Source organism: Bacillus sp. Y3 (assembly GCF_008123875.1).
Classification (GTDB): domain Bacteria; phylum Bacillota; class Bacilli; order Bacillales; family Bacillaceae; genus Bacillus; species Bacillus altitudinis.
Window position 1 is genome coordinate 145,286 of record NZ_VSSC01000003.1, and the last position, 13,512, is coordinate 158,797.

Annotated in this window: 15 protein-coding genes; 4 read left to right on the top strand and 11 right to left on the bottom strand. The window is 40.6% G+C overall.

Annotated features, from left to right (window positions below; all coding sequences use genetic code 11):
* Positions 1-122 precede the first annotated feature (122 nt).
* Positions 123-542 (top strand): Hsp20/alpha crystallin family protein, encoded by a 420-nt coding sequence (locus FXF70_RS05655; protein ID WP_007500867.1) that lies wholly within the window; start codon positions 123-125, stop codon positions 540-542.
* A gap of 21 nt (positions 543-563) precedes the next feature.
* Here the strand turns inward: FXF70_RS05655 and FXF70_RS05660 are convergent, their stop codons facing one another.
* The 3 genes from FXF70_RS05660 to FXF70_RS05670 form a co-directional block, all read right to left on the bottom strand.
* Positions 564-1,016, bottom strand: a complete 453-nt coding sequence (locus tag FXF70_RS05660) for a YppG family protein (protein WP_148779974.1) — start codon at positions 1,014-1,016, stop codon at positions 564-566.
* A gap of 108 nt (positions 1,017-1,124) precedes the next feature.
* Entirely contained in the window at positions 1,125-1,505 is a 381-nt protein-coding gene (locus FXF70_RS05665) for a YppE family protein (protein WP_225310452.1), read from the bottom strand.
* 49 nt (positions 1,506-1,554) lie between these two features.
* Complete coding sequence (locus tag FXF70_RS05670; RefSeq protein WP_231131595.1) at positions 1,555-1,788, bottom strand: DUF5446 family protein; 234 nt, start codon at positions 1,786-1,788, stop codon at positions 1,555-1,557.
* A 196-nt stretch (positions 1,789-1,984) separates the two neighbouring features.
* Between FXF70_RS05670 and sspM the strand changes: the two genes are divergently transcribed.
* Entirely contained in the window at positions 1,985-2,089 is a 105-nt protein-coding gene (gene sspM, locus FXF70_RS05675) for an acid-soluble spore protein SspM (protein WP_017359731.1), read from the top strand.
* Positions 2,090-2,112: 23 nt separating this feature from the next.
* Here the strand turns inward: sspM and FXF70_RS05680 are convergent, their stop codons facing one another.
* Positions 2,113-3,069, bottom strand: coding sequence for a DUF2515 domain-containing protein (locus FXF70_RS05680; protein WP_050827322.1), 957 nt, complete (start codon positions 3,067-3,069; stop codon positions 2,113-2,115).
* 46 nt (positions 3,070-3,115) lie between these two features.
* Between FXF70_RS05680 and recU the strand changes: the two genes are divergently transcribed.
* On the top strand, positions 3,116-3,751 hold the full coding sequence (gene recU / locus FXF70_RS05685; RefSeq protein ID WP_050827323.1) for a Holliday junction resolvase RecU: 636 nt from the start codon (positions 3,116-3,118) through the stop codon (positions 3,749-3,751).
* 19 nt (positions 3,752-3,770) lie between these two features.
* Entirely contained in the window at positions 3,771-6,458 is a 2,688-nt protein-coding gene (locus tag FXF70_RS05690) for a PBP1A family penicillin-binding protein (RefSeq protein WP_148779975.1), read from the top strand.
* 35 nt (positions 6,459-6,493) lie between these two features.
* Here FXF70_RS05690 and FXF70_RS05695 read toward each other — a convergent pair whose 3' ends face one another.
* The 7 genes from FXF70_RS05695 to dinG all read right to left on the bottom strand — a co-directional run bounded on the left by FXF70_RS05695 (position 6,494) and on the right by dinG (position 13,484).
* A complete protein-coding gene (locus FXF70_RS05695; protein ID WP_148779976.1) occupies positions 6,494-7,003 on the bottom strand; it encodes a YpoC family protein in 510 nt (169 codons plus the stop codon).
* On the bottom strand, positions 7,000-7,662 hold the full coding sequence (gene nth, locus FXF70_RS05700; protein WP_148779977.1) for an endonuclease III: 663 nt from the start codon (positions 7,660-7,662) through the stop codon (positions 7,000-7,002). The genes FXF70_RS05695 and nth overlap by 4 nt, the downstream gene beginning before the upstream one ends.
* A 17-nt stretch (positions 7,663-7,679) precedes the next feature.
* A complete protein-coding gene (locus FXF70_RS05705) occupies positions 7,680-8,384 on the bottom strand; it encodes a DnaD domain-containing protein (protein ID WP_008344601.1) in 705 nt (234 codons plus the stop codon).
* Between the two features lie 97 nt (positions 8,385-8,481).
* On the bottom strand, positions 8,482-9,774 hold the full coding sequence (gene asnS, locus FXF70_RS05710; protein WP_024718525.1) for an asparagine--tRNA ligase: 1,293 nt from the start codon (positions 9,772-9,774) through the stop codon (positions 8,482-8,484).
* 116 nt (positions 9,775-9,890) lie between these two features.
* Positions 9,891-10,376, bottom strand: a complete 486-nt coding sequence (gene tseB / locus FXF70_RS05715; protein WP_008344597.1) for a cell wall elongation/penicillin-binding protein regulator TseB — start codon at positions 10,374-10,376, stop codon at positions 9,891-9,893.
* 12 nt (positions 10,377-10,388) lie between these two features.
* Complete coding sequence (locus tag FXF70_RS05720) at positions 10,389-10,559, bottom strand: YpmA family protein (RefSeq protein ID WP_008344594.1); 171 nt, start codon at positions 10,557-10,559, stop codon at positions 10,389-10,391.
* Between the two features lie 132 nt (positions 10,560-10,691).
* Complete coding sequence (gene dinG, locus FXF70_RS05725; protein WP_148779978.1) at positions 10,692-13,484, bottom strand: ATP-dependent DNA helicase DinG; 2,793 nt, start codon at positions 13,482-13,484, stop codon at positions 10,692-10,694.
* Between the last annotated feature and the right edge of the window lie 28 nt (positions 13,485-13,512).

The following is a 13,512-nucleotide window of genomic DNA, read 5'->3' on the forward strand; positions in this document are numbered from 1 at the left end:
ATAAACCTTCACGCCCATACACCTTGCTTCATTCAACACTATTTAATCATAATTTTTTCCTCTCATCAATTGATAACCGCCTGAGCCCCTTTTGCATAGGCTGTAGATGAGAGGTGATTCAAATGAAACATGAAAGTGAAAAGAAACACGAGTTGTTAGCAAATGAAGACATTCTATATGAAGCGATTGAACAATTTTTTGCATCATCGCCGTTTCACGACATTTTAAATAGTGCAGAGGCGCTGATGACCACGAGCCATTCACTTGCATCCATTACAACCGATGTGACAGAAGATGATCAATATGTATATATTGAGATTCGATTTCCAGACCATTTTGTCGAAGGTGATATCGCACTAGAAGTGAAAGCGCAATATTTACACTTATCGGTACAGGAAAAAATCAAAACAGACACGACTTCCTCCTATTCGAGCTTTACCAAAACCATTTTAATGCCTGCAAAAATAGATGAAACCAATATGAAGAGCGTTTGGAAAGATCAATCACTTCGTGTGACTGCGCCAAAACAAACAACCCAATAGATGTATATCTATTGGGTTTTGCTACGCTTTAAAAATACTAGTAAATCCTTTCGCCAATGAGCCCACTTGATTCATTGTACTCATCATTTGTCCAGCAGTATCAAACATTTTATTAAAATCGTATTGCCCATTCGTTTTTTTAAATTGTGACAGCACACTTTTAAATTGAGATGATTGCTGTTTTTGCGGCCTTGGCAAAGGATAAGGATTCATAGGCTGCGGCATAGGCATCATGCCCGGCGGCTGCATTTGCGGCTGATTCATTGCTTCAGGCTGCGGCTGATAAGGCTGGAAGTTTTCCTGATATCCAAAAGGCGGCTGATAGCCTGCAGACGGCGGCTGGTTCATTTCACCTTGATATGGGGGCATGAAATATTCTGGAGGCTGCGGAGGCTGCTGCATATCTGGATACGGAAAAGGCCGTTGCTGAAATTGATTCATTTCATAAGATGGCTGGTTTGAATAAGGGAACACGTATCTCGCTCCTCTCGCTCTGAAAACATATTGAAGTCAATGATATATTATGTTCAGGTAGCAGAAGATGTGCCTACAGCAGCCATAAGAAAAACGCAGGCTGTTTCATCAGCTGCGTTTGTTGATTTCTTCTATTAAAAGGTTCAGTGTATAAATCACTGATTCAACTAAATTTTTCACACGAGGTGCATGCTGTTTGCCAAAATAAGATTGCAGCACAACCTCTTTTCCATTTTCTTGGACGGCTTCAAGCTGTTCTTGATGTAAGTATCTAGGTTTGGCCTGATGAATAAATGAGGTAGCAGCAGTAAGCCACTCTTCCATTTGCTGATCAAATTTGACAACGGCCGGTTGAATATCGTTGTAAAAATCATAAACTGGGTATTCCTCTTCTGCCTTTCCCTTTAGGTACTGCTCGTATGCTTCTTCGATCCATGTGATCAACTCTTGTGTATGTTTAAGTAATGTTTGATTATCCAAAGTGTTCACCTCTATGAACCATCCTATCAAACGTTTACTTATTGCTCAAATAGAAAAGCTATCCGGCGTGATATGCAGGTCTTGCCGCCAGCTTATACTCTGCTGCATGAATTTTCAATTCACATTCCTTCACTTCAGATTCAAGACGGTCAATGATTTGTTCTTGCTCCTCTACGGCAGCGTTTTTTGTTTTTTTGACAGCTAAAGACAGTTCTTCTTCCACCGCATCAATCTTTCGCTCAATTTCCTCTAACAACTGCATAATGGATTCTTTTGATACAAATTCGCTCATCATCAGATTCCTCCTTTATCATCTCTCGTTACATTCTCTTATCTTTTACTCCCTCCTTCATACATGACAAAACTAGAACTAAATCGCCAATCTAAGTGAAGATAAGCGCAATTTCTTCCATTTCGACACGTGCTTGTCCTTCTTTGTATGATCGCGTCCGATTGTGTAAATTCTAAGGACAAAGGAGGTAGATATCATGAAAAAGCAGCAAGCACCAAAAGAGCAAAAAACAAAAGGGAAAGAAAACAGTACAGATCAGCTTGATAAAAAGCTCGGCGGCCCTAACCGTCCATCCACGTAAAAAAAGCAGGTACCCCCTGCTTTTTATTTATGCAAAAAATAGTGTTCTAATGAGAAAAGAAAACGAAGCTGCCTTTTTTTATGAAAATACCAGTCGGTCAGCTCAATTTGTTTTGGTAAACGCTCTGCTTCAAACAAGGATGGACTCAATTTCTTTTGAAACCAATCTTCCCTTTGATCGTCTAATGAATGTGTCATGACTGGATACACCGTTCTGAGGAAAGGGCTTGACCTTCGCGCAATCCCTAAAAACGGTTCAAAATCAAATCGAGATCCCGTATGCGGCACGGTATGCAAAAAATGATAAAAATCCGAAAACAAATCGGCTCGAAACAATAGTTTTGCTAGTTTTTTCCCTAACGTAATGCGCTCTTTTACTTGGGAAAACTTTCGTATGGTTAAGCCGTACAAATGCCCGTCTACTGTCGGAAAAACGACGGTTTGAAAATGTGCCCACTCGCTGAAAAGATATTGAATCGAGTGAAAAACATTCTTTTTCAGGAGAGGATTTTGTATAATAGGAGATTGTATAGTATATTGTTCATTTATGATGAGTGCATGCAGCAATCGCTCTCTGTCACGCTTTTGCCAAAATCGTTCCCACTCAGCGCTCATAAAACGAGACACACCGAAATGGGGCAGCAGATGAAATAAAGGCTTGCGGCACCTTTTTGACCATTCATACAAGAGAAGCTGCGGGTAAGCATCTGAAAAGATCAGCCAATTCGCTCTTTCATACGCTGTAAAGAACAGATGCCCTTGCTGATCCGTTAAACCCGGATGGAAGAGCTCGCCTTTTAAATCTGTCATCGACCATCCAGCATTTCTCGAGACAAAAGAAGCAAGCAGAGACCATTTCATCTCTGGATGACGGTCATAAAAGCGCTTGTACGCATTTGTCCTTGTCAGGTTGTCCTTATTTTTCGCTTTCGTTTCATGTAAAATATGCTGGGTAATCATGTGCTCTTGTTGTGACAACATGGTGATCTCTCCAATACAAAATGCATTAAAAGGAGGCTGAAACTTGATGATTCGGTATCCTAACGGAAAATCGTATCAGCCCATTCAACAAATTGGGACAAAAAAAAGAATCAGCGGCGAATCATCTTATAGTAACCGCGGGATGACGCTTGAAGCTGACTTAAATGAAACGAACCAGTACTATTTGGTCAACGGGATTGCAGTCATTCATAAAAAGCCTACCCCTGTTCAAATTGTCAATGTGGATTATCCAAAAAGAAGCGCTGCTGTCATTAAAGAAGCCTATTTTAAACAATCCTCCACAACAGACTACAACGGGGTATACAAAGGGCGCTATATCGATTTTGAAGCAAAGGAAACCAAAAGCACCACCTCGTTTCCGCTCAAAAATTTCCACGACCATCAAATTGAGCATATGAAACAGGTTGAAAAGCAAGGCGGTATTTGTTTTGTTATTATATCCGCATTTGGTTCCGTTTATTATTTGTCCGCTACTGACCTCTTCTTCTTTTGGGAGCGGCAGCAGCAAAACGGCCGTAAATCCATTAGCAAAGATGAATTAATGGAAGCAGGTCACCTCATGACACTTGGATATTCGCCAAGAATTGATTATATTAAAGTAGTGGAGACACTTCATTTTTCGGATGAAAGCAAGCATCATTTACGTTCGAAAAAGGTTTAACACGAAAGGTTGAGATGTGATGTCTGATCAATTTACAAGTCGTGAACAGCGACGTAAAGCAAGTCAAGAAAACAATAAGAAGCAAAAGAACAAAAAAGGCAAAAAGAAAGCAGGTCTATTTAAAAAAATATTTTTATCTTTACTCGTGATCGGTCTTCTTTGTTTAGTAGCCGGAATCACAACTTTTGCCGTTTTTGCATCAAGCGCTCCTTCTATTGATGATAGCAAGCTAAAAACGCCGTATTCTTCAAAACTTTACGATAAAGACAAAAAAGTCTTTGCAGAAGTCGGGGCGGAAAAAAGAACGTATGTCTCGATTAAAGATATACCCGACGTGGTAAAAGATGCGTTTATTGCAACTGAAGATGCACGTTTTTATAAACACCACGGGATTGATCCTATCCGTATTGGCGGTGCTCTTGTCGCAAACGTCGAGGACGGTTTTGGAGCAGAAGGTGGAAGTACGATTACACAGCAGGTTGTGAAGAACTCCCTGCTTAACAATCAAAAGACGTTAAAACGTAAAGTACAGGAAGTGTGGCTCTCGATTCAGCTTGAGCAAAAATACTCTAAAGATGAAATTTTAGAAATGTATTTAAACCGTATTTTCTTCTCTCCTTATGCTTATGGTGTTGGGAAAGCGGCTGAACAATTTTTCGGAGTGACAGATTTAAATAAACTAACTGTTGCACAGGCTGCCACACTTGCAGGTATGCCGCAAAGTCCTTCTGCCTATAACCCAGTGAAACATCCAGAGGCAGCGGAAAAACGTCGTAATATCGTTTTAGGCCTAATGAAAAAACAAGGCTATATTTCAGAAAAAGATTATGAGGAAGCAAAAGCAACACCTGTCAGCAAAACAGTTGTTTCAGCTGATAAATATAAGAGTCAAAACTCAAGTAAGTACTCTGCTTATATTGAAGAAGTCATGGAAGAAGTACAGAAAAAAGCCAAAGTAGATGTATCAACAGATGGATTAAAAATCTATACTTCTCTTGATCGAAAAGCACAGGATCATCTGGATGACATCATCAATGGGGATTCAGCCGGATTTACGAAAGGTATGCAAGCTGGAGTCACCCTGCTAGATACAAAAAATGGTGAAATTCGTGCCATTGGCGGTGGTCGTGATGTACCAGCCGGCGGCTTTAACTATGCCACTGATGCAAAACGCCAGCCGGGATCTACAATCAAACCAATTTTAGATTACGGTCCTGTAATTGAAAACAAAAAATGGTCAACATATCAGCAAATTGATGATGCGCCTTATACGTACTCTAACGGTACACCAATTAACAACTTTGACAGAAGACACTTAGGGAAAATGTCGATGAGAAGTGCTTTGGCACAATCACGAAACATCCCTGCTTTAAAAGCTTTCCAAGAAGCTGGTACAGATAATGCTGTTCAATTCGCCAATAACTTAGGTTTGGACTTACCTTCTGACATCCCTGAGTCTTACTCAATCGGCGGATTTGACGAAGGTGTCTCTTCTCTTAAAATGGCTGGTGCATTTAGTGCATTCGGTAACAACGGATACTATAATGAACCGCATGCTGTAACGTCTGTTGAATTTAATGACGGAACGAAGCTTGACTTAACGCCAGACTCAAAAGCAGCCATGAGTGATTACACTGCATTTATGATTACAGATATGCTGAAAACTGCTGTACAATCTGGAACAGGTACACTCGCACAAGTACCGAATGTTCAAGTAGCTGGTAAAACAGGTACAACCAACTTTACACAAGATGATATTAATAAATACAACATCCCTTCTGGCGGTGCGAAAGATTCATGGTTTGTCGGTTACACGCCGCAATACACAGCAGCTGTGTGGACTGGAATCGGCAACTCAAAAGATGCGGACGGCAAAATGTGGCTTACGGATTATGAACAACGTGTTGCCAAAGTTGTCTTCCAGAAATTAATTTCTCAAATTGATGATGGAAGCGGCTCATTTGAAAAACCAGATAGTGTCGTTGAAGCAACGGTTGAAAAAGGATCAGATCCAGCGAAGTTAGCTGGACCAAACACACCAAGTGATAAGAAGACAACGGAATACTTCGTCAAAGGAACTGTCCCAACAAAAGTTTCTGACACATATGAAAAGAAAGAAGCTGACAAACCATCTGACTTAAAAGCGGTGTATGATGAAGAGAAAAAATCGATTACACTCACTTGGGGTTATGATGACGATGCAGATGCAACATTTAATGTAAAGCAAGCGGTCGATGATGGCGGCTATAAAGACATTCAAAACAGCTCTTCTAAAGAAGCCGTCATCTCTGATGTGAAGCCAGGATCCACCTATAAATTCCAAGTGACAGCGACTGTAGACGATGTCACAAGTAAAGCGGCTTCTACCTTCCTCACCATTAAAGATGACGAAGAAGAGGAAGAAAAAGCAGATGATGAGAACAAAGAAGAAGAAGAGCCACAGCAACCTGATGATGAGCAGACAGATCAAACTGATGATAATCAAAACCAAGGTGGCACTGATGAACAGAAGCCTGATGATAAAAAAGATCAAGGCGGAAATACCGAAAACGGCAATGGTGGTTCAAGTGATGGCTCAGACAGTACAAATGGAAACAGCAACTCACAGAGCGATGCCAATAAAGATAAAAAGAAAGACGACGAGAAAGCCAATTCTCAAAGCTCAAATACTCAGTCAAATTCTACTTCTCGCAAAGAAGACGAATAACAAAAAAGCACTTGCCCTATGTGGCAAGTGCTTTTTTAACGATTTTGTTTAAGCTTTCTGAGTGCTTCGTATTTTCCATACTGCTTTTTGAGCTCTGTGTATAACTCGTCCAATTGAATAAAGCAATGATATTGGGTAGGTTTAAGCAAAATAAACTCTAATCGTTCTGTCCAGTTAATGGGGGCTACTGGAAACGTCTGATGTTTGATTTCCTCCCAATCAATGGTTTGAAGCTTCTCTCCTTTGATCCAGTAAAACATTGCAATCATACTGACAATGCCTTGCAGCATATCATCCTCTTCACACCGAGATTTTCTCGTTTGAAAGCGAGGAAGCATGTTGTCTTTTAATTCATTCCACAGATCAAACATCAAAGGAACAAATTCTTCCGTTTTCTGCCACGGTTGCTCATCTAGTAAAGGTTCTGAAGATAGATCAAATGCGAGTGGATTGTTTCTTAATATATCCTTCTTTTCGCCGCTTACCTCTATCTTTTTCTCTTTTAGCTTTTCGACATATGAGGTGAAAACAGCTGCCCCGCTCATGCCAGCTTCACCAGCCCTTTTTTCAGCCTCTTCTGCCCTTCTCTACACATATCAAGAAGTGGACAAGATTCACACTGTGGCCGCTGCGCCTTACAGTGATATCTACCGAAAAAGATGAGACGATGATGGGTTACGGACCAATCCTCTTTTGGCACCTTCTTCATTAAGGTTTGCTCTACCTCAAGAACAGAATCCTTCCAGCGGCAAATCCCAAGTCGTTTGCTGACGCGCTCGACATGTGTATCTACTGCAATGGCGGGAATTCCAAAAGCGACAGACACAACGACATTTGCTGTTTTCCGCCCAACTCCTGGGAGCTTGATTAGCTCATCTCGATCTCTTGGCACTTCACCGCCATAATCTTCAATCAGCATTTGGCTTAATTTTTGAATGTTATTTGCCTTATTACGATAAAGACCGATCGAACGAATATCCTGCTGCAACTCTTCAAGCGGCACACTTAAATAGTCTTCTGGTGTTTTATATTTTTGAAATAGATGTTTGGTCACTTTGTTCACTAGAACATCTGTACATTGCGCTGAAAGTGCGACAGCAATCACTAGTTCAAATGGATTGGAATGAACAAGCTCACACTCAGCCTCTGGAAACATATCCCCTATAATATCTAAACATTCATTGATTTGTTTTTTTGATAACATGCCTTCTCCTTTATTGGTTATTGTTCCAGCCAATTATAAAAAGGAACTTGTCGTTTATATGAAGATGTTTCTTCTTTTGAAGGTGGGGCTTTTTGCTGCGAACGGAAATGCTGGCTATGCTCTTTCGCTTCTTCCGCTGTTTTCAGCCCTTTCTTTTTCCACTCAAATAAAATTCGATCGATATAGCGAAAATTTAATTTTCCGGATAAAACGGCTTCTCTTAGAGCAAGACGAATCATCTCAGCATCATGATGGTCTTGATCCATCCAGATCGAGAGTGTTTCCCCTTCAAGAGGAGAAAGTGGTCTACCAAACTCATCTTCAAATAGCGCATATAAAGACTTTTCAGCCTGCACATGATTCTTTTGTACGTCTTTCGCCTGTTTTGCTTCTAAAAAGTCATACAGCACACCCCATAAGGGTTCTACCGAGTACCGGTCATGCTGAATACCAGACCTGTCTTCAAACGGCTGGATCGAAATAAACCCTTTTTGAATCAAATACTGCACCATATAAGCACATTCTTCGGCCGAAATGGTCATACCATGTGAAAGCTCTTCAAATGTCTGAAAAAAGACGCCTTGTTCTTCATTCATTTTAATCTTTAACATGACCATCATTTGTGATTCATTCAGTCCTAATTGCTCATAATGGGCAATCAGCAAATTAGGCAAACTGGTCGAACCCATTTTCTGCATATCTATAAATTGCTGCCTTTTCATCGGATACACCTCTTCACTTTCAGTATATCACGTTTTCTCATACGTGCTGTCCTTAAGACGTTTGAAAAAGCCTCCATATATTGGAGGCTTTCACGTCTTAAGGATATAAACGGTTTAATAATCTTGGGAATGGAATTGTTTCACGCACATGCGGCGCTCCGCTAATCCAAGCAACTGTTCGTTCAAGTCCAAGACCAAAACCTGAATGTGGTACAGAACCATACTGTCTTAATTCTGTGTACCATTTGTACGTTTCTTGATCTAGCCCATGTTCTTTTAGTCTTGCTTCAAGCAGATCTAAATCATGAACACGTTCAGAACCGCCGATAATCTCTCCATAGCCTTCTGGTGCAATTAAATCTGCACAAAGGACGACATCATCACGGTCTGGTGCAGGTTGCATATAAAATGGTTTTAATGAGGTTGGGTAATGAGTGATAAAGACTGGTTTATCATAGCTTTCGGCGATCGCTGTTTCGTGCGGCGCACCGAAGTCATCTCCCCATTCAATGTCATCAAATCCTTTGTCCTGCAAGAATTTAATCGCTTCATCATATGTGATGCGCGGGAATGGTGCTTTGATGTTTTCTAATTTTGCTGTATCACGGCCAAGTGTGTGCAGTTCTACTTTACAGTTTTCAAGTACACTTTGAACAACGTGAGACACATAATTTTCTTGGTACTCAAGGTTCTCATTGAATTCAACAAATGCCATCTCAGGCTCGATCATCCAGAACTCGATTAAATGACGTTTCGTTTTCGATTTTTCTGCTCTAAATGTTGGACCAAATGAGAATACTTTTCCGAGTGCCATCGCAGCAGCTTCCATGTAAAGCTGTCCACTTTGAGAAAGATATGCATCTTCATCAAAATATTTAGTAGCAAACAGCTCTGTTGTTCCTTCTGGAGCACTTCCTGTTAAGATTGGCGGATCCACTTTCACGAAACCTTCTTGATGGAAAAACTCATATGTAGCACGAATAATTTCATTACGGATTTTCATAATGGCATGCTGTTTTTTAGAACGCAGCCATAAATGACGGTGATCCATTAAGAATTCTGTTCCATGTTCTTTTGGTGTAATTGGGTAATCTGTTGCTTCGTGAATCACTTCAATGGATTTCACTTGTAATTCAAAACCAAGTGGTGAACGTTCGTCTTTTGTTACTTGTCCTGTGACATAGACCGATGTCTCTTGTGTCACTGATTTCGCAAGTTTAAAGACTTCCTCTTCCACCTCTGCTTTTACAACGACTCCTTGAATAAAGCCTGTCCCATCGCGAAGCTGCAAGAATGCAATTTTCCCGCTTGAACGTTTATTGGCAATCCATGCGCCGATTGTTACTTCTTCATCGACGTGTTTAAACACTTGATTAATAGTTGTTTTCAACATATTTCCCTCCAAAGCCAGAAAGAAACTCACCTTGTTAGATAGGTGTGATTCTTTTTTCATACATTTTATTATAACCGTTCTAAATCAGCATGGTCAACGCAAGACAGAAGAAACTATGGTGTTAAATTTTTTTCCACTCGTCCTGTCGTAAAATCAACATAGCTGAAACTATATTGGTTGTTCTCATTTAAGTACGTTACTTCCCAAAGGAGGACGTCACCTTCTCGTGCTAATTGAACATTTTTTAGCTTAGAAATGGTGTTCTCCTTTTGAACGGCTTGTACTGCTTGGTTTGAAGTAATGCCTTCTTTTGCTTTTTTAGCAATGACTTTTTCTTTTTTGCTGGCAGGTACCCACACATAGATCGCTTCGTTTTGTTTGTTTTTACCTTCCACAATAAATTGCTTTTCTTTCCCAACAAAGGTATCCACTTGCTCTACTTGTGCTAATGATGCTTGCTTTTTTGCTCGTTCAATCGCTGACTCATGACCTTCTTCTTTTTGTCCCATGGCCATTTGATAAATCCACGAAAAGCTAATGATGCCAATGAGTAAAACGAGCGCAGCAACGGATGAAATAATCCAAACTATTTTTTTCATGTCAAGCTTCCCCTATGTGCGATATATGGTAAATATCGCTTGATTTTGATCTTCTTGATCTAATGCTAATCCAAACATAAGATCTTCCCTTTTAAGCGTTCTGTTCAGCAAATCGACGATTTTGTATAGGTCTTCTGAATGCTTAATTTGAACAGTTGAAAGTACCTCTATTTTACTTTCCACTTCTAATTCCTCCTCAGTACGTAAATATTGTTAGTCATACTTTTCAATGTGAGAACCGATACTATTTTTACAACGGAACATAAAAAGCCGTTACGATAAATTAACTCCAAACCCACACCAGTGAAAGGCCGCTTATGACAGCGGCTTTTCGTTGTTAAGCTTTTCTATATACGCCTCAAGCGACTCTTTGGACATCTCGTGAACTGGCGCATGATGAAGTGATTCTAAAAATAGTTTTCCATACGAAGCGGTTTTCACTCGGCGGTCTAAAATCAGCAATGTTCCGATGTCTTTTTCCGAGCGCAGCAAGCGGCCGGCTCCTTGCTTAAAAGTTAACACAGCTTCCGGGAGAGCGACGGCTTTAAACGGATTCTTCCCCTGTTTTTTTGCCGCTTCGCATTTTGCTTCAATGAGCGGTGAATCAGGCGGTCGGAAAGGAAGCCTTGCCATAATGACGGTCGTTAGCTCTGAGCCAGGAAAATCCACACCTTCCCAGAAACTCCCTGTTCCTAGCAAGATGGCTTGCTTCGCCAATTTGAACATTTTTGTCAATTTTACAGGGCTCCCGCCTGTCAAACCTTGAGCAAACAATGCCGATTGCATACCTTCTGATTTCAGCTCTTCATACACTGCTTTTAACATCTCATGTGAATTAAATAACACCAATATTTTCGCTTGATCCTGCTTTTCCATGATCTTAATATATGTTGCAGCTTGCTTCACATATTCGCGTTCATCACGGTTTGTGATCGGCGGCATGTCAGCCGGTACAACGACCTTAAGCTGTTTTTCAAGTTCAAAAGGTGAATCAATTTGGACAAGGTGCGGGTAAAAATCTTGCAGGCCAAATCGTTCCAAGCAATAATCAAAGCGTTGATTGATGGTAAGCGTCCCTGATGTGAGGACGACGCTTTTTTTGTTCATGAAGAACCGATCAGCTAGCAACTCCCCTGTATCTAGCGGTTGCGCGTGCATAAAGACAGCATTCTTGGCACCCTTTGCATCAATCTCAATCCAAACGGTTTCATCATTGTTTGGTTCAAAGATAAACCGGTACAGCGTACTGCAGAATGTCTGCATAAATGACATCACTTGATCGTATTCTTCTGCTTCAAATGCAAACTGCTCTATGAACTGATCACTTTTGTGAAGCAACTCATTTTTTTGCTGCTCATACAGTTTCTCACAAGCAATCAATAATGAACAAAGCTTACTCGCTGATTCTTTAATTCGGACCCACTGAGCATGTTTTGAATGATGACGGACTCTATGAATGAGACGATTGATGTCCGCTTTTGGTTTTGTCCTTTTGACAAAAGAATGTACGGTACTAAAAAATGCGTCACTTTCCATCTGCAGCTGCTGAAGATACTCGTCCATTTCAATAAAGGTGTCAGTTGATAAACCTGCCCCATGAAATCTCTTTTTCAATTTCTTAAGCAGCCCGCCATGCAAAGAGCCAAGCTGCGTTAATTTCGCATGAAGCTGGATATAAGACGCACTGTCACCTAGCGTTTCATTGGCTGTTTTTTCAAATTGGTGGGCCTCATCAATCACATAGACGTCTGCATCCTGAAAGATAGAGGCTCCTTCCGTTTGGGATAAAAGCAGACGGTGATTCGTCAAAATTAAGTCAGCGGTTTGAGCCTTTCGTTTAGCCCGTTCATAAAAACAATGTTCTTTAAAACGGCGTTTTTTCGATGTAAATGGCATGTGTACACAAGAGATACGGTCTTTTATATTTGCAGCTCCTGACGGTAAATTCAGTTCAGACAAATCACCTGTTTCAGTGACAAGGAGCCACATTAAAATTTGCGCTTTTGTTAAGACAACATCATAGTTATCATCTTCCTCATGCAGCACATGCTCAAACTTATCTAAACAAATATAATGTGCCCGCCCTTTAAACACACAGGCGGCTGGCTCAAATGGGAGCAATTGCTTGAGTAGCGGAACATCGCGCTGAAGCATTTGCTGCTGTAGTAAAATAGAATATGTACTGATAATGACAGGTTTTCCTGATTTCTTTGCTTCTAAAGCAGCTGGTATAAGATAAGCGAGTGTTTTCCCGATTCCTGGCGCCGCTTCAATTAACGCATAAGCTCTTTCATGGAACGCATCTCTTACTTTGTTCATCATCGTGAGCTGGCCTTCTCTTACTTCATAGCCTTCTAATGTTTGAGGGAGTTTCTCTTTTATCTCCTCAAACAGCTGCTCGTCGTCAGCGCCTACTGCATATGTCGATTCAGTGATCGGATTGGTCACATCTTTCACAGCAAAAGATCCTACTTCTACAAGCGAATCATCCTGACTCGTGTGATTGGTTTCAAGCTGCTTAATTAAAAGTCCTATATCACTTAGAAGATAAGAGGATAACCTGCGAAGCTGTTTTAACACATTTGGCGGTGTATTCCTTAATTGATCTAATAAGGTTAAAAATAACATGGCAGTAACTTCCGCATCACTATCCGCCCTGTGCGGGTGGTCATGTGGAAGCATGAGCTCTTCGCTTAATTCAGTTAACTTATAACCTTCAAGCTCAGGATAAAGAATTCTAGAAATTTCAACCGTATCAATCGCTAGCACATCCAGCTCATTTTTCCCGCATGCTTTTAGTTCATCGTTTAAAAAGTTCAAATCAAAATGAACATTGTGCGCAACAAAATAAGCGCCCTGTATGAGATCATACACCTCTTGGGCAATGTCCTCAAAAAACACCGCGTCATCAACCATGTGCTGCTTAATACCTGTCAGCTGTTCAATAAATCCAGGAATCGTTTTCCCTGGGTTCACATATTTTGAATACCGTTCGACAATTTGTCCATTTTCAATGACCACCGCAGCAATTTGAATGATTTTATCACCTTTTTTTGGTGAATTCCCGGTGGTTTCAATATCAACGACAACAAACCTTTGATCGGTCATAAAATGGACACCTCAATTCCTCGTTCCA